The following is a 24,785-nucleotide window of genomic DNA, read 5'->3' on the forward strand; positions in this document are numbered from 1 at the left end:
GCCGCCCCCTTATTGGAAGGGGAGCATAATAGCTTCAATGGGGTAATTTTTCACCAGTTTGCCCTTATTTTTGCTTTGTTACCCTATTCCTATGGACGAGTGCTTTGTCTGGCCTTTTTTGTCGGGTTGTGTCAAACGCTCAGCATCTCGCGCAGCCGTTCGCGCAGCGCCGCCTGGCGTTCGGGGTCGATGAGCGGCTCGCCGTTCTTGTCGGTGATGAAGAACACGTCCTCGACGCGCTCGCCGAGGGTGGCGATCTTGGCCGCCGACAGCGCGATGTGCTGCTCCATGAAGATCCGCCCGACCCGCGCCAGCAGCCCCGGGCGGTCGGGGGCGATCAGTTCGAGCATGGTCCGCGCGTTGGCCGGGTCCTGTTCGATCAGTACCTGGGTGGGCACGCGGAAGTGCTTGAGCTGGCGCGGGGTGTGGCGATTGACGATCTGCGGGTAGTCGTCGGGATCGTCGAGCTCCTCGACCAGGTACGCGCGCATGCGCTCGAGCCGCGCCGCTTCCCGGATCGGCTCGTTGGCGTCGTCGAGCACGATGAAGGTGTTGAGCGTCCAGTCGTTGCTCGAGGTGGCGATGCGTGCATCGTGGATCGACAGGTCGAGCTGGTCCATGGCCGCGGCGGTGGCGGCGAACAGATCGTCCACCGAGCGGGTATGGATGAACACCTTGGTGCCGCCTTCGCTGGTGTCCTCGGCGGGCGCGCTGACCAGCACCAGCGGCAGCTCGGAGCCGGCGTGGGCGAGGATGCCCTGGGTCTGCCAGACGATCTCGCTGGGCGTGTATTGCATGAAGTAGTCGTCGCCGAGGGTGTCCCACAGCACCTCGACCCGGGCGACGTCGGCGCCCAGGGTGCGCAGCAGGCCGAGTGCCTCGGCGCGGGTCTCGCGGACCCAGTCGTCGCGGTCGATGGGGTTTTCCAGGCCGCGGCGCAGGGCGCGCTTGGTCTCGCCATGCAGCTGGCGCAGCAGCGCGGCGCGCCAGCCGTTCCACAGCGAGGGATTGGTGGCGGTGATGTCGGCGACGGTGAGCACGTAGAGATAATCGAGATGCACCTCGTCGCGCATCTGGTGGGCGAACTCGCGAATCACCTCGGGATCGGAGATGTCGCGCTTCTGGGCGGTCTTGGACATCAGCAGGTGGTGCTCGACCAGCCAGGCGACCAGCCGGGTGTCGCGGGGCGACAGGCCGTGACGCTCGCCGAACTCGGCGACGTACTGGGCGCCGATCAGCGAGTGATCGCCGCCGTGGCCCTTGCCGATGTCGTGATAGAGCCCGGCGATCCATAGAAGCTCGAGCTTGGGCAACTGATGGATCAGCGTGGCGGCGACCGGAAAGTCCTCGCGCCCGGCGGTCTCGCGGAAGCGCTGGATGAACTTGAGCAGGCGCAGGGTGTGGGCGTCGACGGTGTACAGGTGGAACAGGTCGTGCTGCATCAGCCCCACCGCCTGGCCGAACTCGGGCAGGTACTTGCCGAGGATGCCGTAGCGGTTCATGCGCCGCAGCTGGCGCGGCACGTTGCCGCCGCTGCGCAGCAGTTCCATGAACAGGCTCTGGTGGCGCAGGTCGTCGCGGAAGGCCTCGTCGATCATGTGGCGGTGATCGCGGATCAGGCGGATGGTCTCGGCGCGCACGCCCTCGATGCCGGGGTGCTGGGCCATCAGCAGGAACAGCTCGAGCAGTGCGGCGGGACGACGGCGGAAGACGCCGGGGTGGCGCGCCTGGATGTAGCCGCCGCGAATCTCGAAGCGGGCGTTGAGTGGCTGGATCTCGAGCGCCTCGTCGCCGCGCAGGATCATCTCGTCGAAATGCTGCAGCAGCATGTCGTTGAGCCCGGCCAGCGCGGTGACATGCCGGTAGTAGCGCTTCATGAACTGCTCGACGCCGAGTCCTTGGTGGCTGTCGTTAAAGCCGAACAGCTCGGCGATGGCGCGCTGATGGTCGAACAGCAGACGATCCTCGGCGCGCCCGGTGAGGGTATGCAGGGCGTAGCGGACCTGCCACAGGAAAGCCTGGCCCTGGCTGAGGATCTGCAGCTCGGCGTCGTTCATGAAGCCCTGGGCGACGACGTCCTCGTAACGCAGCGGGCCGAAATAGCGCTTGGCCACCCAACCGATCATCTGGATGTCGCGCAACCCGCCGGGCGAGCTCTTGAGATTGGGCTCGAGCTGGTACTCGGAGTTGTTGTGCTTGTAGTGGCGGGCGATCTGCTCCTGCCACTTGGCTTCGAAGAACTGAGCCGGCGGCCACATGTGGCGGCTCGACAGGCGCTCGGTCATGGCCTCGCGCAGGCGTTCGGGGCCGGCCAGGGTGCGCGTTTCCAGCAGGTTGGTGATGACCGTGACGTCGGCGCGCGCCTCGCGCTCGCAATCGGCCAGCGAGCGCACGCTGTGGCCGATCTCCAGGCCGATGTCCCAGAGAAAGGTGATGAAGGCAGTGAGCGGCTCGCGATAGGGGGCGTCGTCGTCGTGCTCGAGCAGCAGCAGCAGGTCGATGTCGGAATGCGGGTGCAGCTCGCCGCGACCGTAGCCGCCCACCGCGAGCAGCGCGACGCCGGCATCGGGCCAGGGGTGGCGGGTCCAGGCCGTCTCGAGCAGCCGATCGAGGCACCAGGCCCGTCCGTGAATCAGGTCGCGGATGTCGGCGCCGTCGCGAAAGCGTGCGTCGAGGCGCGTCTGGATGTCGCGCAGCGCCTGCTTGTACAGCGGGACCGGCGGGCGACCGGTGTCGAGTTCGGCGCGAAAGTCGGCGACGTCAAACAGGCTGTCGTCGGCCACGAAGCGGTAGTGATGCAGCAGCATGCGAAACGACTCTCCAGGCGGCGACGAAGGGCGGGTCAACGAAGACGGCGGTCAGCCGTCGAGAAACGACAGGTCCTCGTCGTGGCGCGCCGTGGTGACGATGCAGCCGCCCCTGGTGACCACCAGCGTATGCTCCCACTGCGCCGACAGACTCTTGTCGCGGGTGACCGCCGTCCAGCCATCCTTGAGCACCTTGGTCTGGTACTTGCCGGCATTGATCATCGGCTCGATGGTCAGGCACATGCCCTCCTTGAGGATCAGGTCGTTATGCTGATCGTAGCCGTCATAATGCAGTACCTGCGGTTCCTCGTGGAAGTTCTTGCCGATACCGTGCCCGCAGAAGTCGCGCACCACGCTGTAGCCGTTGGCTTCGGCATGGGCCTGGATCGCCTTGCCGATGTCGGACAGCCGGGCGCCCTCCTTGACGATCGCCAGCGATTTGTAAAGGCACTCCTGAGTGATCTGCGAGAGGCGTTCGCCCTTGATGTTCTCGCCGATCAGGAACATGCGGCTGGTATCGCCGTAATAGCCGTCCTTGATCACGGTGACATCGATATTGAAGATGTCGCCCTTCTTCAAAAGCTTGCTGAAGTCGGGAATGCCATGACACACCACGTGGTTGAGCGAGATGCAGGTGGCGTGCTGGTAACCGTGATAGCCGATGGTGGCCGATGTGCAGCCCAACTCCTGCTCCAGATAGTCCTGGCACAGCTTGTCGATCTCGCCGGTCGAGACGCCCGGACGGACATGCTCGGCAATCATCTCGAGCACCTGGGCGGCGCAGCGTCCGGCTATCTTCAGCTTCTCGATATCGTCGGGGGTATTGATCGGGACGTTCATGGAATCTCGGGTCGGGAAATGGGGCCGTGAGTGGCCTGATAAGGCCCGGCCGGCTTCATCTTGGCGGTCATCTATGGTATAAAGCCGCGCGCTTGACTGCAAACCGTACTCCGCCTTGGCGCCTCGTCTCGACATTGCATCTGCCGAGCACGGCTTCAGAGCGCGGCGTCAGGCGACAAGCAATCAATGCCTTGAAAAACACACATGCACCGACACATGGTCCCGGGTGCCGTCGGCGAAACACTCGTCGCGGTCGGATCCATGGGGTGCATGGAGGCCTAACCCGATACATCAGGAGTCATTCCCATGGCGCAAGTCAATATGCGTGACCTGCTCAAGGCAGGCGCCCACTTCGGGCACCAGACCAAGTACTGGAACCCGAAGATGAGCAAGTTCATCTTCGGCGCACGCAACAAGATCCATATCATCAACCTCGAGCACACCCTGCCGGCGATCAACGACGCCGCCGCCGTGGTCGAGAAGATGGCCGCTTCCAACAACAAGATCCTGTTCGTCGGCACCAAGCGTGCGGCCAGCAAGATCATCAAGGAAGAGGCCCAGCGTGCCGGTCAGCCGTTCGTCAACCATCGCTGGCTGGGCGGCATGCTGACCAACTACAAGACCATCCGCGTGTCCATCAAGCGTCTGCGCGAGCTGGAAGCCATGCACGAAGATGGCACCTTCGCCAAGCTGACCAAGAAAGAAGTGCTGATGGCCACCCGCGAGCAGGACAAGCTCGAGCGCAGCGTGGGCGGCATCAAGGATATGGGCGGCCTGCCCGACGCGCTGTTCGTGGTCGACGTCGACCATGAGCGCATCGCGATCAACGAAGCCAACAAGCTGGGTATTCCGGTGATCGGCGTGGTCGATACCAACTCGAACCCCGATGGCGTCGATTACGTCATCCCCGGTAACGACGACTCGATCCGCGCCATCCAGATCTACGTGCAGGCGATCGCCGATGCCAGCGCCAAGGCGAAGGAAGGCCGTCCCGACGAGTTCGTCGAGGTAACCGAGAGCATCGAGAGCAACCCTACCGAGAGCAACGAAGTCGCCGAGTGATCGATAGCGGGCCCGCCCGCGCGGCGAAGCCGTCCGGGCAGGCCGATGGGGGCCAGGCCCCGGCTATCAAGCTTGGCTCGGCGCGCCGGGTCTCTGCGATCCGACGCGCCGAGCGCCTACGTTGCTTTGCGTTATTCGACGTCGACAATTTTCAGAGGTATTCACCATGGCAGCTATCAGCGCATCGCTGGTCAAGGAACTGCGTGAACGCACCGGGCTCGGCATGATGGAGTGCAAGAAGGCGCTCACCGAGGCGGACGGCGACATCGAGCGAGCGATCGAGGACCTGCGCAAGAACTCCGGTCTCAAGGCCGCCAAGAAGGCCGGTCGTACCGCCGCCGAAGGCGCGGTGGTGACCCGCGTCGCCGACGACGGCCGCTGCGGCGTGATGCTCGAGGTCAACTCCGAGACCGACTTCGTCGCCCGGGACGACAACTTCAAGGCCTTCGCCGAGAAAGTCGTCGCCAAGGTCTTCGAGACCAGGAGCGAAGACGTCGCCGCGCTGATGGACGGCGAGCTGGAAACCGCCCGCGAGCAGCTGGTACAGAAGATCGGCGAGAACATCAGCGTGCGGCGTGCGGTGGTCGTCGAAGCGCCGGCCGACGGTGTGGTCGGCGCCTACGTGCACAGCGGCCGCATCGGCGTGCTGACCCAGCTCAAGGGCGGCAATGCCGACGCGGCCAAGGATGTCGCCATGCACGTCGCGGCGATCAACCCGCTGGTGGCGCGTCCCGAGGACATGCCCCAGGAGCAGCTCGACAAGGAAAAGGCGATCATTCTGGCCCAGCCGGACATGGCCGGCAAGCCCGAGCAGATCGCCGAGAAGATGGTCCAGGGCCGTCTCAAGAAGTACCTGGCCGAGGTCAGCCTGACCGAGCAGCCGTTCGTCAAGGACCCCAACACCTCGGTGGCGGACTACGTCAAGTCGCACGGCGGTGAAGTGGTTGGTTTCACGCGCTTCGAAGTCGGCGAAGGCATCGAGAAGGAAGAAGTCGATTTTGCCAAGGAAGTCATGGAACAGGCTCGTCGCAGCTGAGGTCCTAGCTTCTGGTTGTTGCATGGCGTGCGCTTCGGCGCACGCCATTGTGTATCCGGCCGGTGGTTTTAGGCGCTAGCGCCGGCTGCCCACTTTTCCGCTGTTACCAGGAGAGACGCCATGCCCGCCCTTCCCGACCCGAATGTCAGCGTCGCACCGCGCAGCGACAAGCCCGCACCGCGCAGCGACAAGTCCGCACCGCGCAGCGACAAGTCCGCACCGCGCAGCGACAAGTCAAAGTACAAGCGGATCCTGCTCAAGCTGTCCGGCGAGGCGCTGATGGGCGATGGCGAGTTCGGCATCGACCCCAAGGTGCTCGACCGCATGGCGCTGGAGATCGGGCAACTGGTCGGTATCGGCGTCCAGGTCGGCATCGTCATCGGCGGCGGCAACCTGTTCCGTGGCGCGGCGCTGCATGCGGCGGGCATGGAACGCGTGACCGGTGACCATATGGGCATGCTGGCCACGGTAATGAACGCACTGGCCATGCGCGATGCCCTGGAACGCTCGAACATCCGCTCGCGGGTGATGTCGGCGATCCCCATGAGCGGCGTGGTCGAGCACTACGACCGGCGCACCGCCATTCGTTATCTCACCTCGGGCGACGTGGTGATCTTCTCCGCCGGTACCGGCAACCCCTTCTTTACCACCGACTCCGCGGCCTGCCTGCGCGGCATCGAGATCGATGGCGACGTGGTGATCAAGGCCACCAAGGTCGACGGCGTCTACGACAAGGACCCCGTGCGTCACTCGGATGCCGTCAAGTACGAGCGACTGGGTTACGATGAAGTGCTCGACCGCAAGCTGGGGGTCATGGATTTGACCGCCATTTGCCTGGTACGGGACCATGACATGCCGGTGCGTGTATTCGACATGACCAAGCCCGGGGCGTTGTTGAACCTGGTCGTGGGTGGTAAGGAAGGTACGCTGATAGACAGAGGTTGAAACCGTGATCAACGACATCAAGCAAGACGCCGAAGCGCGAATGAAGAAGACTCTCGAGTCGCTGCAGACCAACTTCCACAAGATCCGCACCGGGCGCGCCCATCCGACGATTCTGGATTCGGTCACCGTGGAGTACTACGGCGCGCAGATGCCGCTCAACCAGGTGGCCAGCGTCAACGTCGAGGATGCCCGTACCCTGGCCGTGGTGCCGTGGGAGAAGTCGATGGTGCCCAAGGTCGAGAAGGCGATCATGACCTCCGACCTGGGACTCAATCCGGCGACCGCGGGCAGCGTGATCCGCGTGCCGATGCCGGCGCTGACCGAGGAAACCCGTCGCGGCTACATCAAGCAGGCCCGCGGTGAAGCCGAGAACGCTCGCGTGGCGGTGCGCAACGTACGCCGCGATGCCAACAGCGACATCAAGGCGCTGCTCAAGGACAAGTCGATCACCGAGGACGATGAGCATCAGGGTGAAGAGGCGATCCAGAAGCTGACCGACAAGTATGTCGCCGAGATCGACAAGCTGCTGGAAGCCAAGGAACACGACCTGCTGCAGGTCTGAGCCGGAGCGGGCGGCGCGCGTTGCGCCGTCCGTCTCTTACGCCCGCCAGGCGAGATAGCATGACACAACAGCAGACCGACAATCTGCCACGCCACGTGGCGATCATCATGGACGGCAACAACCGTTGGGCGCGTGCCCACGGGCTGCCCGGCACGCGCGGTCATCGTGCCGGTGTCGAGGCAGTGCGCGCGGTGATCCGACGCGCGGCCGAGCGGGGCATCGAGACACTGACGCTGTTTGCCTTCTCGAGCGAGAACTGGAAGCGCCCGTCGAGCGAGGTCAGCGCGTTGATGGAACTGTTCCTGATGGCGCTCAAGCGCGAGGTCAGAAAGCTCCATGAGCACGACATTCGCCTGACCGTGATCGGTGAGCGCGAACGCTTCTCGAGTTCGATCCAGGAACACATCGAACGCGCCGAGGCGCTGACCGCCGACAATCACGGCCTACACCTGGTAATCGCCGCCAACTATGGCGGCCATCGCGACATCGCCCTGGCTGCACGACGCCTGGCGGCGCGGGTCGAGGCCGGCCAACTCACCGCCGAGGCGATCGACGAGCAGTTGCTCGAGCGTGAGATCGACCAAGGCCGCGTGCCGCCGGTCGACCTGTGCATTCGCACCAGCGGCGAGCAGCGTATCTCCAACTTCCTGCTTTGGCAGCTGGCCTACTCCGAGTTCTATTTCTCGCCGCTGTTGTGGCCCGATTTTTCGGCGGATGCCTTCGATGCGGCACTCAACGATTACTGCCGGCGTCAGCGGCGCTTCGGGATGACCCAGGAACAGATCGAGGCCCGGGGTGCTTAAGCAGCGCATCATCACCGCCGCGATCCTGGGACCGCTGATGGTCGCCGGGCTGTTCGGCCTGGACGGCGGCGGCTTCGCGATCTTCACCGGTGGCGTGGTGGCGCTGGCGGCCTGGGAATGGGCCAATCTCGCGGGTATCGTCCGACTGGCGCCGCGGCTTGCTTACGTCGCCGCACTGGTGGCGCTGATGATCGTCGGCTGGTTCAGCGGCGCCGTACACGCCACCTGGCCGCTGTGGCTGGCCCTGGGCGGCTGGTTGCTAAGCCTCTACTGGGTGGCGCGCTATCCCGATGGCGGTCACCAATGGCGCTCGACCCCGCGGCGCGCGCTGATCGGCATGTGGGTGCTGCTGCCATGCTGGGTCGGGTTCGTGCAGTTGCGTGCCGACGGCCTCGAATGGCTGCTCTATGTACTGCTGCTGGTGTGGCTGGCCGATATCGGCGCCTATTTCGCCGGCCGACGCTTCGGACGTCGCAAGCTGGCGTCCCAGGTCAGTCCCGGCAAATCGTGGGAAGGCGTCTACGGCGGCATGATGGTCACCGCCCTGCTGGCGCTGGGCTATGCCACGGGCCTGTCGCTGAGTATCGCCGACACCCTGTGGCTGGTCGTCGCCACCTTGCTGGTCACGCTGGTCTCGGTGCTCGGCGACCTGCTCGAGAGCATGTTCAAGCGCTGGCGCGGAATCAAGGATTCGGGGCGAGTGCTGCCGGGCCACGGCGGCATTCTCGATCGTATCGACAGCCTCACCGCCGCAGTACCGCTGTTCGCCCTGCTGCGGTTATGGCTGTGACACGCCGAGTCGTGAAATTCTCGGCCGCGAGGAGATCCGCATGAGCGAGCTTTCCGTCACGCCGCGCCGTCAGCGGGTCACCGTGCTGGGCGCCACCGGTTCCATCGGCGTCAATACCCTGGACGTGATTGCCCGCCATCCCGATCGCTACCGAGTCCACGCGCTCACCGCGGGCCGGCGTCGCGAAGCGCTGCTCGAGCAATGCCTGTTACACCGCCCGGCGGTCGCGGTACTCGCCGCCGAGCACGATGCCGCCTGGCTGCGTGACCGGTTGGCGGCGGCCGGGCTCGGCACCGAAGTGCGCGCCGGCGCGACGGCGCTCAGCGAGGTCGCCGAGGCCGCCGAGGTCGACGTGGTGATGGCCGCCATCGTCGGCGCCGCGGGGCTGTTGCCGACGCTGGCGGCGGTGCGTGCCGGCAAGCGCGTGCTGCTGGCCAACAAGGAGGCGCTGGTGATGTCCGGGGCACTGTTCATGGACGCCGTCGAGCGCCATGGCGCGACCCTGCTGCCCATCGACTCCGAGCACAACGCCATCTACCAGTGCCTGCCCCCCGGGCGCCGCGGCGGGCTCGGCGAAGCCGGAGTCGAGCAGTTGCTGCTGACCGCCTCGGGCGGGCCGTTTCGTGGCTGGACGCCCGAGCAGCTGCGTGCGGTGACTCCCGAACAGGCCTGCGCGCATCCCAACTGGTCGATGGGCCGCAAGATATCGGTGGATAGCGCCACGCTGATGAACAAGGGGCTCGAGCTGATCGAGGCCTGCTGGCTGTTCGCCGCGCACCCCGAACAGATCCAGGTGGTCGTGCATCCGCAGAGCGTGATCCATTCGATGGCCGCCTACAGCGACGGTTCGGTGATCGCCCAGCTGGGCAACCCGGACATGCGTACGCCGATTGCCTTTGGCCTGGCCTGGCCCGAGCGGATCGACGCCGGCGTCGCGCGGCTCGACCTGTTCGAGGTCGCACGGCTCGATTTCGAACCGCCCGACGAGGCGGCCTTTCCCTGCCTGCGCCTGGCCCGCGAGGCGATGGCTACCGGCGGGACCGCGCCGGCCGTGCTCAATGCCGCCAACGAGGTCGCGGTCGGGGCGTTTCTCGCCGGTCGGCTGGCCTTCGCCGCGATCGGCGAGGTCGTCGAGGGGGTGCTCGCTACGCGCGAGGTGCAACCGGCCGACGAGCTGGCTATGATTCTCGACGAGGATGCGCGGGCCCGCGAGGATGCTGCCCAGCGAATTGCCGCCCAGCGACCGAGGCGTTAACGCGAGGAGAGAAAGATGGACGCGATTCAGAATGTCCTGGCGGCCATCGTGGTGCTGGGGCTGCTGATCACCTTTCACGAGTTCGGGCACTTCTGGGTCGCGCGGCGCTGCGGTGTCAAGGTGCTGCGCTTCTCGGTGGGCTTCGGCAAGCCGCTGTGGTCGCGCTTCGATCGTCATGGCACCGAGTACGCGATTGCTGCCATCCCGCTGGGCGGCTACGTCAAGATGCTCGACGAACGCGAAGGCCCGGTGGCCGAGGAGGAGCTCGATCGCGCCTTCAATCGTCAGGGGGTGTGGGCGCGGATCGCCATCGTCGCGGCGGGACCGCTGGCCAACTTCCTGCTGGCGATTGCCGCCTACTGGCTGATCTTCGTGATGGGCACCAGCACCGTGGCCCCGGTGATCGGCCCGGTGGCGCCGGATTCGCCGGCAGCGCGCGGCGGGCTGGCGAGCGGCCAGGAAATCGTCGCGGTGCAGGGCGATGCCACACCGACCTGGGAGGCGGTCAACCTCGAACTGCTGTCGGCGATCGGTGCCGACGGCTCGCTCGAGATCGCGACCCGCGACCCCGAACGCAGCGACCAGGCGACGAGACGCTATCAGGTGCCGGTGTCCGACTGGCTGGTCGGCCAGGACCCGCCGCAGCCGCTGACCACCCTGGGCGTGACCCCCTGGCGTCCGGCGACACCGGCGGTACTTGGCCAGGTGCTCGACGACGGCGCCGCCGCGCAGGCCGGACTGCAGACCGGCGATCGCATCGTGGCGGTCGACGGCGAGCCGATCGGCGAATGGATGGCTTTCGTCGAGCGGGTGCGGGCCAACCCGGGCAAGACCCTGACGCTGCGCGTCGAGCGCGACGCGGCAACCCGCGAGATGAGCTTGACCCCGCAGCGTCGCGAGCAGGACGGCGAGGCGATCGGCTATATCGGCGCCGGCGTCGAGCCGGTCAGTTGGCCCGAGAGCTACCGCCGCGAGATTCGCTTCGGCCCGCTGGACGCGGTGGCCGAGGCAGTGACCCGGACCGGCGAGATGACCGTACTGACGCTGGATTCGATCCGCAAGATGCTGATCGGGCTGATTTCACCGAGCAACCTGTCGGGGCCCATCACCATCGCGCGTATCGCCGGCGAGACCGCACGCAGCGGACTGGAAAGCTTCGTGGCCTTCATGGCCTATCTGTCGATCAGCCTGGGGGTGCTCAACCTGCTGCCGATCCCGGTGCTCGACGGCGGCCATCTGCTGTATTACGTCATCGAGCTGATCCGCGGGCGGCCGGTGTCCGAAGCGGCTCAGTCGGCCGGCTTGCGCATCGGCCTGGCGCTGGTTGGAACGCTGATGGTGATGGCGCTGTATTTCGACCTGATGCGTTTGTAGAAAGATGGCTGGCGGTGAGAAATGCCCTGCGGGGCCGTGTTAGGGTGACGCGCGGCAAGCGCCATGGTTGGCCTTGTCAGTTACCCGCGTAAATGTATAAGGTGCCTGTTCAGCGAGCCGGCGGAACAACTCGAGCGAAGCGAGCGCATGAAACTCAAGACCATCGGATTGGCGGCACTGCTGCTATGCAGCATCCAAGTGGCCCAGGCGGCCCCCTTTACTGTTTCCGACATTCGCGTGGAGGGGCTGCAGCGGGTTTCGGCCGCTTCCGTCTTCAACGCCTTCCCGGTTTCCGCCAGCGAGCGCGTCGACGACCGTCAACTGGCCGATGCAGCCAAGCAGCTCTTCGACACCGGGCTGTTCGAGGATGTAAGCCTGGCTCGCGACGACGACGTGCTGATCATTCGCGTCGAGGAGCGGCCGTCGATCTCCCGCGTCGAGATCGACGGCAATTCGCAGATCTCCGACGAGGATCTGCGCAAGGGCCTGTCGGATCTGGGGCTGGCCGAAGGTCAGGTCCTGCAGCGCGCTTCGCTGGAGGAGGTCCAGCGTCAGCTGGAACAGCTCTATCAATCCCAGGGTCGCTATAGCGCCAGCATCGACGCCTCGGTCGAACCGGTTGATCGCAATCGCGTGCAGGTCAACATCAACGTCAACGAGGGCAATGTCGCCAAGATTCGCCAGATCAATATCGTCGGCAATCAGGCGTTCGACGACGAGACCCTGCGCGAACTGATGCAGCTCGAAGACCGTCCCGGCTGGCTGTTCGGCTGGTTCTCCAACGACGAATATTCCCGCGAGAAACTCTCCGGCGATCTCGAGTCGTTGCGTTCCTATTATCTCGATCGCGGCTATGTGAATTTCGCCATCACCTCGACCCAGGTCGCGATCAGTCCCGACAAGTCGAAGATCTTCGTCACCGTCAATGTCGACGAGGGCAAGCGTTATCGCATCGACGAGATCGGCTTTGCCGGCGATCTCAAGATCGCCGAGAGCACGGCGCGTTCGCTGATCACTGCCGAGACGGGCGATATCTATTCGCGCAGCGCGCTCACCGAGTCCGCCGAGGCCTTGCGCCAGAAGCTCGGTGCCGAGGGCTTCGCCTTCGCCACCGTCGAAAGCGTGCCCGAGGTCGACGCGGACAGCGACACCGTCGATGTCACCTTCCTGGTCAAGCCCGGGCGCCGGGCCTACGTGCGACGCATCAACTTCAAGGGCAACACCACCACCCAGGACGAGGTGTTGCGTCGCGAAATGACCCAGATGGAGGGCGCGCCGGCCTCCACCGACAAGATCAGCCAGTCCAAGCAGCGCCTCGAACGGCTGGGCTTCTTCCGTCAGGTCGATGTCGAGACCCGTCCGGTTGCCGACGAACCCAACCAGGTCGATGTCACCTACAATGTCGAGGAGCAGCCGTCAGGTTCGATCTCGGCCAGCGTCGGCTTCTCGCAGACCGCAGGGGTGATCTACGGCGCCTCGCTGTCGCAGAAGAACTTCCTCGGCACCGGCAACAAGGTGAATGTCGGCGCCCAGCGTAGCGACACCTATACCAACCTGAACTTCGGTTTCACCGACCCCTACTGGACACTCGACGGCATCTCGCGCGGCTATAACCTGTTCTACCGCGAGACCAATTACGAGAATTCCGACATCTCGACCTACTCGACCGACTCCTACGGCGGCAGCATCAATTTCGGCTACCCGATCAACGATCTCAGCCGCTTGAACTTCGGCGTGGGCCTCGAGGAGCTGAGCGTCAAAACCTACGACGATACCCCGCTGGAGATCGTCGAGTACGTCGACAGCCAGGGCAAGGACGCATCCAGCTACAAGCTGACCGCCAGCTGGACCCGCAACAATCTCGATCGCGGCATTCTACCCACCGCGGGCAGCTACCAGCGCGTGTCGCTGGAAACCGCGGTGCCGGGTTCCGACGCCGAATATTACAAGCTGCGCTACCGTGGCCAGAAGCTGTTCGAACTGAACCCCGACTGGTCGCTCAAGTTCGCTTCCACGCTGGGTTACGCCGACACCATCGGCAACGACCCCTATCCGTTCTACCAAAACTTCTATTCCGGCGGGCTGGGCTCGGTACGCGGCTACTCGGGCAATACGCTAGGGCCGAAGACCCTCGGTCCCGCCGGTGGAAGTAAGGATACTCTGGGCGGCAATGTGCTCCTCGAGGGCTCCGTCGAGTTGATCTACCCGTTCCCATTCATCGAGGACCGTCGCTCGCTGCAGACCACGGTGTTCCTCGATGCCGGCAACACCTATCTGACCGAATGCTATGACCTGCCCGAAGGCTACGAATCGAACTGCGAAAGCGGCGTTCGTCTCGGTGACCTACGCTACAGCGCCGGCCTGGGGCTTTCCTGGCTGACGCCGGTGGGGCCGCTGACCTTCAGCGTCGCCCAGCCGCTCAACGCCAAGGACGACGATGAATCCCAGGTCTTCCAGTTCTCCCTCGGTCAGACGTTCTGATGCCGGCCGAGTCCGCAACCAGGGAGACGCTGGCATGCGCAAGCTAACCGGCGTGCTGTGCCCGTCGGGGGCGCTGTTCGCCCCTGTCTGCGCCTACGCCTACGCCAACGACGTCGCGCGTCACGACGTGCAGGTGCTCGATCACGAGACCGTCGTCCACATGAACGGCGGTCTCGACCTGACTCGGGAAGTGACCGCAATCCTCAATGCCAACTGAGGTGCCGAGCGTTCTGCCGCCGGCCTCGCCGACATGAAGACGACCAAGACCTTTTCCTGCTCGCTGGGCGAGCTGGCCACGCGACTGGGGGCGACCCTCGTCGGTGACGGCGAACGCCGGGTCAGCGGCCTGGCGACGCTCAGCGATGCCGGCCCGGACGATATCAGCTTTCTCGCCAACAAGGCGTATCTCAAGTATCTACCCGCAACCCGGGCGGCCGCGGTACTGCTGCACCCGGCCCATGTCGCCGACTGCCCGGTCGCGCGTCTCGAGCTGGACAACCCTTACCTGGCCTACGCCGAGCTCTCGCGGCTGTTCGATCCCATGGCGATGCCTCAGGAGGCCGGCGTGCATCCGTCGGCGATGGTCGCCGAGGACGTCTCGCTAGGCGCCAACGTGCGTATCGAGGCCCAGGCGGTCGTCGAACGCGGCGCGGTGCTCGGCGACGACGTAGTGATCGGCCCGGGCAGCGTGATCGGCGCCGACTCGTCGCTGGGTGCCGGTTCGCGGCTGTACGCCAATGTCACCGTCTATCACGGCGTGACGATTGGCGAACGCGCCATTCTGCACAGTGGCTGCGTGATCGGTGCCGACGGCTTCGGCTTCGCCCACGACGGCGCGCGCTGGCACAAGATCGCCCAACTGGGCGGGGTGATCATCGGCGACGAGGTCGAAGTGGGCAGCTGCTCGAGCATCGATCGCGGCGCGCTGGGCGATACCCTGATCGGCGATGACGTCAAGATCGACAGCCAGGTTCAGATCGCCCACAACGTGCAGATCGGTGCGCACAGTGCGCTGGCCGGCTGTGTCGGCATCGCCGGTTCGACCCGGGTCGGTCGTCATTGCATGCTGGGCGGTGGTGTCGGTCTTTCCGGCCACCTGACGATCTGCGACGGCGTGCAAGTCACCGGCATGAGCCTGGTCACCAATTCGATCACCGAGCCCGGCGTCTACTCGTCGGGTACCGGCGCCATGCAGAACGCGCTATGGCGCAAGAATGCCGTGCGTTTCAAGCAGTTGGACGATATCGCCAAGCGTCTTAGTCGGCTTGAGCGCGACGCGCGTCAGTCTTGAGGCTGTAAGACGCCCGTAGCAACGCTATAATCCCCCGTCACTTCACAGGCAGCTGGCCTGCCCCAGCATTGCCTGCGCCGCTCGGACAGGCGTGACGCACTATCAGAGGTTGCATCGATGATAATGGACATCAACGAAATTCGCGAGTATCTCCCTCACCGCTATCCATTCCTGCTGGTCGATCGGGTGATGGAGCTGGAACTCGGCGAATACATCGTTGCCCACAAGAACGTCAGCATCAACGAGCCTTTCTTCAACGGGCATTTTCCGCACCATCCGATCATGCCCGGCGTGCTGATCATCGAGGCGTTGGCGCAAGCAGCGGGCATCCTGGGCTTCAAGACGGTCAACAAGCTGCCCCGCGACGGTTACGTCTACTATTATGTGGGCAGCGACAACGTGCGCCTCAAACGACCGGCCATGCCCGGCGATCAGTTGCGTCTGGAAGCCCGGGTGATCTTCGCCAAGCGCGGCATCTGGAAGTTCGCTTGTCGCGCCACGGCCGACGGCGAGCTGGTCTGCGAAGCCGACATCATCTGTGCCGAGAGGAAGGTCGCTTGATTCATCCAACCGCCATCGTCGATCCCGGAGCGCAACTGGCCGACGACGTCGAGGTGGGGCCGTTTTGCGTGATCGGTGCCGATGTCGTGATCGGCGCGGGCTGCCGGATCGGCCCGCACGTGGTACTCAAGGGACCAACCCGGCTCGGCCGGCGCAACCGCATCTTCCAGTTCGCCTCGGTCGGCGAAGAGTGCCAGGACAAGAAATACGCCGGCGAGCCGACGCGTCTCGAGATGGGCGACGACAACGTCGTGCGCGAGGGCGTGACCCTGCATCGGGGCACCGTCCAGGACCGTGGCGTGACCACCATCGGCAGCCGCAACCTGTTCATGGCCTACGCCCATGTCGGTCATGACTGCCTGATCGGCGACGACTGCATTCTCGCCAACCAGGCAACCCTGGGCGGCCATGTCACGCTGGGCGATTTCGTGATCCTCGGCGGGCTCAGCGCGATTCACCAGTTCTGCCATGTCGGTGCCCATGCGATGTGCGGCGGCGGCTCGATCGTCACCAAGGACATCCCCGCCTACCTGATGGTCAACGGCAACCCCGGGCAGGCCCACGGGCTCAACCTGGTCGGGCTCAAGCGCCGCGGCTTCTCGCGCGAGGCGCTCAAGGCGCTGTCCGATGCCTATCGGCTGGTCTATCGCCAGGGGCTGACGCTCGACCAGGCGCTCGCCGAGATCGACGCCCGCTATGCCGACCTGGCCGAGGTCACCGCGTTCAGCGACTCGTTGCGTGTATCGACCCGCGGCATCATTCGCTGAGCCATGAAGATCTATCTGGTCGCCGGCGAGCTGTCGGGTGACATTCTCGGCGTCGGCTTGATGCGGGCGCTCAAGGCGCGCCACCCCGAGGTGCAGTTTCGCGGCATCGGCGGTCCGCGGATGATCGCCGAGGGCCTCGATAGCCGCTATCCGCTGGAAACCCTCGCGGTGATGGGCCTGGTCGAGGTGTTGAAGCACCTGCCGGGGCTGATCCGCGTGCGTCGGCATCTGAAGCGCGACGCGCTGGCCTGGCAGCCGGACGCGATGGTCGGCATCGATGCGCCGGACTTCAACCTGGGGCTCGAGCGTCAACTGCGCGCGGCGGGCATCGCCACCGCGCACTACGTCAGCCCTTCTGTGTGGGCCTGGCGTCAGGGCCGCGTCAAGGGCATCGCCCGCTCGGTGGACGCGATGCTGACGTTGCTGCCGTTCGAGGCGGCCTTCTACGCCCGCCATCGGGTACCGGTCGCCTTCGTCGGCCACCCGCTGGCCGACGAGCTGCCGCTTGCCAACGACCGGCTGGCCGCCCGGCATGCGCTGGGGCTGGATGCCGAGCGACCGGTGCTGGCGATATTGCCCGGCTCGCGCGGCAACGAGATCCACTTCCTGGGCGCCACCTTCCTGGCCGCTGCCGAGCGTCTGGCGGCGCGCATCGAAGGCCTGCAGCTGGTGATTCCGGCGGCCACCGCGCAGCGTCGCGACGAACTCGAAGCGCTGCTGGCCGAGCATCCGCAATTGGCCGAACGGGTCACGCTGATCGACGGCCGCTCGCGTGAGGCGATGATCGCCAGCGACGCGGTACTGCTGGCCTCGGGAACCGCGGCGCTGGAGGCGATGCTCTGCCATCGGCCGATGGTGGTGGCCTACAAGATGGCCCCGGCGACCCACTGGCTGGCCCGGCACATGGTCAAGACCGAATGGATCTCGTTGCCCAACCTGATTGCGCGTGAGAGCCTGGTGCCGGAGCTGATCCAGCATGCCGCGACGCCGCAGGCGATCGCCGCGGCGTTGACGCAATGGCTCGACGACGACACGGCGCGCCAGGCCATGGAATCGCGCTTCGCCGCGCTGCACGCCACGCTGCAGCGCGGCGCCAGCGAGCGCGCCGCCGAGGCGGTGCTGGCGGTGGCGGCGCGCCGGCCCCTGTCAAATGAGCCAGCCGAGTCGAGTGAGTCAGGTCAGGCGAGCACGTCGTCCGAGGATACCCTCGGCGCTGTTTCTTACGGCGGGTCTGACAAGAAGGACGAAGGCCAAGGAGATCGACAATGACCATCGCGCTGGCCAGCCCGGGCGTGACGCATACCCTGCGTGGCCTCGACGGCGAAGCCGAGCTTATCGTCGATTACGCCGGCGAGCGATTGGCCGGGGTCGACGAAGTCGGCCGCGGGCCGCTGATCGGCTCGGTGGTCGCCGCCGCGGTGATTCTCGATCCGTGTCGGCCGATCATTGGCATCGACGATTCCAAGGCGCTCAGCGCGCAGCGCCGCCGGGCGCTTGATACGGCGATTCGCGACCGGGCGCTGGCCTTCGCGGTGGCCGAGGCGTCGCCCGCCGAGATCGACGAGCTCAATATCTATCACGCCACCCATCTGGCGATGCGTCGGGCGATCGACGGCCTGCTGATCGCCGCCGAGTATCTGCTGGTCGACGGCAACCGGTTGCCCGGGCATCATTGTCCCGGCCAGGCGGTGATCAAGGGCGATGCTCGCCATCCGGCCATCGGCGCGGCGTCGATCCTCGCCAAGGTGGCCCGCGACGCGCAGATGGTGGCGTTGCACGAGCGCTTCCCGGAGTACGGCTTCGCCCGCCACAAGGGCTACCCGACCCCCGAGCATCTGGCGGCCCTGGAGCGGCTGGGAGTGCTGCCCGAGCATCGCCGCTCGTTCGCCCCGGTGAAAAGACAGCTCGACCTTTTTTAAGCATTACTGATTCAAAGCGTTACTGACCGTTTCCGACCGAGTCGGCGATGCCGCATCGACCATCGCCCGCCAAGCCCCGGTCACCGCACAACCGCGAGCCCGATATGACCACGCCTTTCGTTCACCTCCGTGTACACAGCGAATATTCCCTCGTCGATGGCCTGGTGCGCCTCAAGCCGCTGGTCGCGGCCACGGCCGAAGCCGGCATGCCGGCGATGGCGGTCACCGACGAGGCCAACCTGTTCGGCCTGGTCAAGGGCTACAAGGCGGCGCTCGGTGCCGGCCTCAAGCCGATCATCGGCGCCGACCTGTGGCTCGAGAACCCCTTCGACGCCAGCCACCCCTACCGGCTGACGCTGCTGGCGATGAACGACGTCGGTTACCGCAACCTCACCGAGCTGATCTCGCGGGGCTGGCTGGAAGGCCAGCAGCAGGGCCTCGCGGTGCTCAAGAAGGCCTGGATCTTCGCCCAAAGCGAAGGATTGATCGCACTGTCCGGAGCGCGCGAGGGCGAGATCGGACGCTTCCTGCTCGCCGACCACCAGGCCGAGGCGCGCACCGTGCTCGAGGAATGGCAGCAGCACTTCCCGGGGCGCTTCTATCTCGAGTTGCAGCGTACCGAGCGCCAGTACGACGAGGACTGCCTGCATCTGTCGGTGGAATTGGCCGGCGCGACCGCAACGCCGGTGGTGGCCACCAACGACGTGCGCTTTCTGACCCGCGAGGATTTCTGGGCCCACGAGACCCGGGTGTCGATCGGCGAGGGCAAGGCGCTCGACGATCGTCGCCGTGAGCGCCGCTACAGCGAGGAGCAATACCTCAAGAGCCCCGCGGAGATGGCCGAGCTGTTCGCCGACATCCCCGAGGCGCTGGAGAACAGCGTGATGATCGCCGCGCGTTGCAACGTCGACGTGCGGCTCGGCGAGATCTTCCTGCCCGAGTTCCCGATCCCCGAGGGCATGACTCTCGACGGCTTCTTCCGCAAGGTCTCCCACGACGGCCTGAGCGAGCGTTTGACGCAGCTGTTCGACGGCGACAGCGCGATCTACGCCGCTCGCGAGCGCGCCGAGCACGAGAGCGCCTATCGCGAGCGGCTGGATTTCGAGCTCGACATCATCATCAAGATGGGCTTTCCAGGCTACTTCCTGATCGTCATGGACTTCATCCGGTGGGCCAAGGACAACGACATCCCGGTGGGGCCGGGGCGTGGTTCCGGGGCCGGCTCGCTGGTCGCCTACGCGCTCAAGATCACCGATCTCGACCCGCTGGAATACGACCTGCTGTTCGAGCGTTTCCTCAATCCCGAACGCGTCTCGATGCCCGACTTCGACGTCGACTTCTGCATGGAAAAGCGCGACGACGTCATCGACTACGTCGCCGAGCGCTACGGCCGCGATGCGGTGTCGCAGATCGTCACCTTCGGCACCATGGCCGCCAAGGCGGTGGTGCGCGACGTGGCGCGCGCCCAGGGCAAGCCCTACTCGCTGGGCGACAAGCTCTCCAAGCTGATCCCCTTCGAGGTCGGCATGACCCTGGCCAAGGCGCATGAGCAGGAGGAGGCGCTGCGCGATTACCTCGCCAACGACGAGGAGGCCCAGGAGATCTGGGACATGGCGCTCAAGCTCGAGGGCATCACCCGCGGCACCGGCAAGCACGCCGGCGGGGTGGTGATCGCGCCGACCAAGCTCACCGACTTCTCGCCGCTGCTGTGCGACGAGGGCGGCGGCAGCCTGGTGGTGCAGTTCGACAAGAACGACATCGAGGACGCCGGGCTGGTCAAGTTCGACTTCCTGGGCCTGCGTACCCTGACGATCATCGACTGGGCGCTGGCGATGGTCGACACGGTGCGTGCGCGCGACGGCCATGGCCCGCTCGATCTCGACACCATCCCGCTCGACGATGCACCGACCTTCGACATGCTCAAGAAGGCCGAGACCACCGCCGTCTTCCAGCTCGAATCCCGCGGCATGAAGGAGCTGATCAAGCGCCTTCAACCCGACTCGCTGGAGGACATGATCGCGCTGGTCGCGCTGTTCCGCCCCGGGCCGCTGCAGTCAGGCATGGTCGACGACTTCATCAATCGCAAGCACGGCCGCGCCGAGCTCTCCTTTCCCCACCCGGATTACCAGCACGAGCTGCTCAAGCCGGTGCTCGAGCCCACCTATGGCATCATCCTCTATCAGGAGCAGGTGATGCAGATCGCCCAGGTGCTGGCGGGTTACAGCCTGGGCCAGGCCGACATGCTGCGCCGGGCGATGGGCAAGAAGAAGCCCGAGGAGATGGCCAAGCAGCGCGCCGGCTTCATGGAGGGCTGCGCCGCCAACGGCATCGACAAGGAGCTGGCGGGCAATATCTTCGACCTGGTGGAGAAATTCGCCGGTTACGGCTTCAACAAGTCGCACTCGGCGGCCTACGGCCTGGTCTCCTACCAGACCGCCTGGCTCAAGGCACACTACCCCGGGCCGTTCATGGCCGCGGTGCTGTCCACCGAAATGGACAACCTCGACAAGGTGGTGCCGCTGATCGAGGAGTGCCGCAACCTGGGCCTTACGGTGACCCCGCCCGACGTCAACGTCGGCGGCTACAAGTTCACCGTCGACGACGCGGGCCGGGTGGTCTACGGGCTCGGCGCGATCCGCGGGGTCGGCGAGGGGCCGATCGGCGCGATCGTCGAGGCGCGTGCCGAGGGCGGCGCCTTCAGTGATCTGTTCGACTTCTGTCGCCGGGTCGACGGCAAGCGCATGAACAAGCGCACCCTCGAAGCGCTGATCCGCTCCGGGGCGCTCGACAACCTGGGGCCCTCGCGGGCGATGCTCGCCGCCGCGCTGGAGGACGCGCTCAAGGCCGCCGCCCAGAGCACCACCAACGCCAACCTGGGCATGATGGACATGTTCGGCGAGGCGTTCAGCGAGCCCGAGACCGGCGACGCCTACGCCGACTACCGCGACGTGCGCGAGTGGAGCGACAAGGAGCGCCTGGCCGGCGAGAAGGATACCCTGGGGCTGTATCTCACCGGCCACCCGATCGACGAGTACGAGCACGAGCTTGCACGCTTCGTGTCGACGCGAATCGGCGACCTCAAGCCGTCCCGCGAGCCGCAGCGGATCGCCGGGCTGGTGGTGGCGATGCGCACCATGAAGTCCAAGCGCGGCGACACCATGGCCTTCGTCACGCTGGACGATCGTACCGGGCGCATCGAGGCGTCGCTGTTCGGCGAGCTGTTCGATCAGGCGCGCGACAACCTGGGCACCGACCAGGTGCTGATCGTCGAGGGCGAGGTCCAGAGCGACGACTATTCCGGCGGCCTGCGGCTGCGCGGCAAGGAGATCACCGCGATGGTCGACGCCCGGGCGCGCTACGGCGAGGCCGTCGAGCTGTTGGTGGACGGCGCGCGCTGCAACGGGCGCTTCGTTGCCAGCCTGCGGGCAAGTCTCGACCCGTGGCGCAGCGACGCCGGGCTGCCGGTGCGGGTGCGCTATCGCAACGACCACGCCAGTGGCTGGCTGGAGCTCGGCGGCGAGTGGAAGGTCTCGCCGGCCGACGAGCTGCTCGCCGCGCTACGCGACGTCGAGGGCCAGGATGGCATCCGTCTCAAGTATCGTGGCTGACGCCTTGGACACGCGAATAAAGGGCACCGAGACAGGTCGAAGAGGAGGTCCGACGCCATGGATGGCGTCGGTAGCGTACACGGGGGTATTCACAGCGCCTCCTCGAAGACCTGTCGACGGTTGGCTGCGATTGTACTGACGGCAAACTCGCGTACCTTGCGTGAGGCGAGCAAGCTGCGATAATACACGGTTACCGCACGCCGATCGTGGCAGCGTCGCAAGACAGCCGTGGCCTCCAGGCTGCCCGTGCCTGTTTCCAAAAGCACTTCGAAAAGCAGAAGCCTTATGAATCCCAACTATCTGGACTTCGAACAGCCGATTGCCGAACTGCAGGCCAAGATCGAGGAGCTGCGGCTGGTCGGCAACGACAGCAAGATCAATATCAGCGACGAGATCGGCAAGCTCGAGGAAAAGAGCAAGAAGCTCACCGAGTCGATCTTCCGCGATCTGTCCGCGTGGCAGGTCTCGCAGCTTTCGCGCCACCCCCAGCGGCCCTACACGCTGGACTACCTCGAGCGGGTGTTCAGCGATTTCGACGAGTTGCACGGCGATCGCCACTTCGCCGACGACGCGGCGATCGTTGGCGGCATCGCCCGGCTCGACGACCAGCCGGTGATGGTCATCGGCCACCAGAAGGGCCGCGACGTCAAGGAGAAGGTGCGCCGCAACTTCGGCATGCCGCGCCCCGAGGGTTATCGCAAGGCCTGTCGGCTGATGGAGATGGCCGAGCGCTTCAAGATGCCGGTGCTGACCTTCATCGACACCCCGGGCGCCTACCCAGGCATCGATGCCGAGGAGCGCGGCCAGTCCGAGGCGATCGCCTACAACCTGGCGGTGATGTCGCGGCTGAAGACGCCGATCGTCGCCACGGTGATCGGCGAAGGCGGTTCCGGCGGCGCGCTGGCGATCGGCGTGTGCGACGAACTCGCCATGCTGCAGTACTCGACCTATGCGGTGATCTCGCCGGAAGGCTGCGCCTCGATCCTCTGGAAGAGCGCCGAAAAAGCCTCGGAAGCGGCGCAGGCGATGGGCATCACCGCCGAACGCCTCAAGGAGCTGGGCTTCGTCGACACGCTGATCGACGAGCCGGTGGGCGGCGCTCACCGTCACCCGCGGGTCACCGCCGAGCGCGTCAAGGAATCGCTGACCGCGAGTCTCGATCGCCTGCAGGCGATGGATACCGACGAGCTGCTCGAGCGACGCTACAAGCGGTTGATGAGCTACGGCGCACCGGCTTAACAGCATTCGTGGGAGCGAACTTGTTCGCGAATGCCAGGTGCACCCGGTTCGAGGATAAATCCTCTTCCACCCGGGCTTCTGCGTTTCTGGAAAAGGGTGGAAGTGGACGCGAGCTTGTTCGCATTGCCCGATTCGAGCAGGCTGATAATCATTTTTGCCAGCCGATTATGCATGACGTCTAGCCATGCCCTTTCACTCTTGATCGGTGAGGCCCTGATGGCTGTGCCGCGAGGGCGCCCGCTGTGGATCGCGCTGTCCGGCGGGCTGGATTCCTCGCTGTTGCTGACTCTGGCCGCGCGCGCCGCCCACCGCGCGCCGCGGCCGCTCTACGCGCTGCACGTCAATCACGCCCTGCAACCGGCTGCCGCCGACTTCGAACGGCATTGCCGGGCGCTGTGTTCGCGCCTGGGCGTGCCGCTGTTCGTCGAACGGGTGACGGTCGAGCGTGCCGACAAGGGGCTCGAGGCGGCGGCCCGGGAGGCGCGTTACGCGGCCTTCGCGCGGCGGGTCGCCCCGGGCGAGACGCTGTGGCTGGCCCAGCACGGCGACGACCAGGCCGAGAGCGTGCTGCTCGCCGCGCTGCGCGGCAGCGGCATCCGCGGGCTGGCGGCGATGCCGGCGCGGCGAGACTGGCGGGGCCGCCAGCTGGTCCGCCCGCTGCTCGGCGTCACGCGGGCACGCCTGGCGGAGGAGGCTGCCGCGCTGGGCGTGCGCTGGTGCGACGACCCGAGCAATGCCGATAGCACTTTCGACCGTAACTTCCTGCGCCGGGAGGTGCTGCCGCTGCTCACCGAGCGTTGGCCGGCGGCGGCGGCATCGCTTGCCGGGGTCGCCGCGCGCGCTTTTGAAGCCGATGCGCTGCTCGACGAGCTGGCCACACTCGATCTGGCGCGTGCCGGTGGCGTGCCGGCGCGGCTCGCGCTGGATGTGCTGCGCCAGCTTTCCGCGCCCCGCCAACGGCTGCTGATTCGCTACGCCTGTCAGCGTCTCGACCTGCCGACTCCGCCCACTGCGCGCCTCGACACGCTGCTCGCCCAGCTCGAGGCACGCGACGATGCACAAGTGCATGTCGCCTGGCCGGGTGGCGAAGCGCGTTGCTGGCGCGGGCATTGCTATCTGCTGGCGCCGCCGGCGCCGCTGCCGAGCGATTGGCGAAGCGAATGGGACGGCCACACGCCGCTGATGACGCCGGTGGGGCGTGTCGAGATACGTCTGAAACCGGCGAGAGGCGCGGTGCAAGCGCTGGTTCTGACCCTGCGGCGGGGCGGCGAAGCGCTGCGCGTCGCCGGGCGCGGCCGGCGTGACGTCAAGCGCCTGCTGCAGGAGGCCGGGGTGCCGCCCTGGCAGCGGCCCCGCCAGTTGCTGGCCTGGCATGGCGAGACGCTGGTCGCGGTGCTGGGTATCGCCGTTGCCGAGGGCTGGGAGCAGTGCTAGTTGCCGCTCGA

Annotated in this window: 20 protein-coding genes; 18 read left to right on the top strand and 2 right to left on the bottom strand. The window is 65.9% G+C overall.

Features of this window, described 5'->3' with window-relative positions:
• Window positions 1-131: 131 nt before the first annotated feature.
• Both HALZIN_RS0113160 and map read right to left on the bottom strand, forming a co-directional pair.
• Complete coding sequence (locus HALZIN_RS0113160) at window positions 132-2,807, bottom strand: [protein-PII] uridylyltransferase (RefSeq protein WP_031384667.1); 2,676 nt, start codon at window positions 2,805-2,807, stop codon at window positions 132-134.
• 51 nt (window positions 2,808-2,858) lie between these two features.
• Window positions 2,859-3,647 (bottom strand): type I methionyl aminopeptidase, encoded by a 789-nt coding sequence (map, locus tag HALZIN_RS0113165; protein WP_031384668.1) that lies wholly within the window; start codon window positions 3,645-3,647, stop codon window positions 2,859-2,861.
• 306 nt (window positions 3,648-3,953) lie between these two features.
• On the opposite strand from map, the gene rpsB reads away from it, so the two are divergent.
• From rpsB to tilS, 18 genes are all read left to right on the top strand, one after another.
• Window positions 3,954-4,709 carry a 30S ribosomal protein S2 gene (gene rpsB, locus HALZIN_RS0113170; RefSeq protein WP_031384669.1) on the top strand — a complete coding sequence of 252 codons (756 nt, stop codon included), beginning with the start codon at window positions 3,954-3,956 and terminating at the stop codon, window positions 4,707-4,709.
• A gap of 166 nt (window positions 4,710-4,875) precedes the next feature.
• Window positions 4,876-5,745: a translation elongation factor Ts gene (gene tsf / locus HALZIN_RS0113175; RefSeq protein ID WP_031384670.1), complete on the top strand. Its 870-nt coding sequence runs from the start codon at window positions 4,876-4,878 to the stop codon at window positions 5,743-5,745.
• Between the two features lie 120 nt (window positions 5,746-5,865).
• Window positions 5,866-6,690 (top strand): UMP kinase, encoded by an 825-nt coding sequence (gene pyrH / locus HALZIN_RS0113180; RefSeq protein ID WP_035575363.1) that lies wholly within the window; start codon window positions 5,866-5,868, stop codon window positions 6,688-6,690.
• Window positions 6,691-6,694: 4 nt separating this feature from the next.
• Entirely contained in the window at window positions 6,695-7,252 is a 558-nt protein-coding gene (gene frr / locus HALZIN_RS0113185; protein ID WP_031384672.1) for a ribosome recycling factor, read from the top strand.
• Window positions 7,253-7,311: 59 nt separating this feature from the next.
• On the top strand, window positions 7,312-8,055 hold the full coding sequence (gene uppS / locus HALZIN_RS0113190; RefSeq protein WP_031384673.1) for a polyprenyl diphosphate synthase: 744 nt from the start codon (window positions 7,312-7,314) through the stop codon (window positions 8,053-8,055).
• Window positions 8,048-8,845 (top strand): phosphatidate cytidylyltransferase, encoded by a 798-nt coding sequence (locus HALZIN_RS0113195; protein ID WP_031384674.1) that lies wholly within the window; start codon window positions 8,048-8,050, stop codon window positions 8,843-8,845. Before uppS ends, HALZIN_RS0113195 begins: the two co-directional genes overlap by 8 nt.
• A gap of 40 nt (window positions 8,846-8,885) precedes the next feature.
• A complete protein-coding gene (ispC, locus tag HALZIN_RS0113200; RefSeq protein ID WP_031384675.1) occupies window positions 8,886-10,100 on the top strand; it encodes a 1-deoxy-D-xylulose-5-phosphate reductoisomerase in 1,215 nt (404 codons plus the stop codon).
• A gap of 15 nt (window positions 10,101-10,115) precedes the next feature.
• A complete protein-coding gene (rseP, locus tag HALZIN_RS0113205) occupies window positions 10,116-11,474 on the top strand; it encodes a sigma E protease regulator RseP (RefSeq protein WP_031384676.1) in 1,359 nt (452 codons plus the stop codon).
• A 147-nt stretch (window positions 11,475-11,621) separates the two neighbouring features.
• Window positions 11,622-13,955, top strand: coding sequence for an outer membrane protein assembly factor BamA (bamA, locus tag HALZIN_RS0113210; protein ID WP_031384677.1), 2,334 nt, complete (start codon window positions 11,622-11,624; stop codon window positions 13,953-13,955).
• A 34-nt stretch (window positions 13,956-13,989) separates the two neighbouring features.
• On the top strand, window positions 13,990-14,172 hold the full coding sequence (locus HALZIN_RS0113215; RefSeq protein ID WP_031384678.1) for a hypothetical protein: 183 nt from the start codon (window positions 13,990-13,992) through the stop codon (window positions 14,170-14,172).
• A 33-nt stretch (window positions 14,173-14,205) separates the two neighbouring features.
• On the top strand, window positions 14,206-15,246 hold the full coding sequence (gene lpxD / locus HALZIN_RS0113220; RefSeq protein ID WP_031384679.1) for a UDP-3-O-(3-hydroxymyristoyl)glucosamine N-acyltransferase: 1,041 nt from the start codon (window positions 14,206-14,208) through the stop codon (window positions 15,244-15,246).
• Between the two features lie 117 nt (window positions 15,247-15,363).
• Window positions 15,364-15,807: a 3-hydroxyacyl-ACP dehydratase FabZ gene (gene fabZ / locus HALZIN_RS0113225; protein WP_035575365.1), complete on the top strand. Its 444-nt coding sequence runs from the start codon at window positions 15,364-15,366 to the stop codon at window positions 15,805-15,807.
• Window positions 15,804-16,574 (top strand): acyl-ACP--UDP-N-acetylglucosamine O-acyltransferase, encoded by a 771-nt coding sequence (lpxA, locus tag HALZIN_RS0113230; protein WP_031384681.1) that lies wholly within the window; start codon window positions 15,804-15,806, stop codon window positions 16,572-16,574. Before fabZ ends, lpxA begins: the two co-directional genes overlap by 4 nt.
• Window positions 16,575-16,577: 3 nt before the next feature.
• Window positions 16,578-17,843 (top strand): lipid-A-disaccharide synthase, encoded by a 1,266-nt coding sequence (lpxB, locus tag HALZIN_RS0113235; RefSeq protein WP_084173591.1) that lies wholly within the window; start codon window positions 16,578-16,580, stop codon window positions 17,841-17,843.
• Entirely contained in the window at window positions 17,840-18,493 is a 654-nt protein-coding gene (gene rnhB, locus HALZIN_RS0113240; protein ID WP_084173593.1) for a ribonuclease HII, read from the top strand. Before lpxB ends, rnhB begins: the two co-directional genes overlap by 4 nt.
• A 104-nt stretch (window positions 18,494-18,597) precedes the next feature.
• Window positions 18,598-22,101 (top strand): DNA polymerase III subunit alpha, encoded by a 3,504-nt coding sequence (dnaE, locus tag HALZIN_RS0113245; RefSeq protein ID WP_031384684.1) that lies wholly within the window; start codon window positions 18,598-18,600, stop codon window positions 22,099-22,101.
• 285 nt (window positions 22,102-22,386) lie between these two features.
• A complete protein-coding gene (locus HALZIN_RS0113255; RefSeq protein WP_031384685.1) occupies window positions 22,387-23,340 on the top strand; it encodes an acetyl-CoA carboxylase carboxyltransferase subunit alpha in 954 nt (317 codons plus the stop codon).
• A 216-nt stretch (window positions 23,341-23,556) separates the two neighbouring features.
• Window positions 23,557-24,774 carry a tRNA lysidine(34) synthetase TilS gene (tilS, locus tag HALZIN_RS0113260; RefSeq protein ID WP_236254991.1) on the top strand — a complete coding sequence of 406 codons (1,218 nt, stop codon included), beginning with the start codon at window positions 23,557-23,559 and terminating at the stop codon, window positions 24,772-24,774.
• The last annotated feature ends 11 nt before the right edge of the window (window positions 24,775-24,785 follow it).

It is taken from the genome of Halomonas zincidurans B6, from assembly GCF_000731955.1.
GTDB lineage: Bacteria > Pseudomonadota > Gammaproteobacteria > Pseudomonadales > Halomonadaceae > Modicisalibacter > Modicisalibacter zincidurans.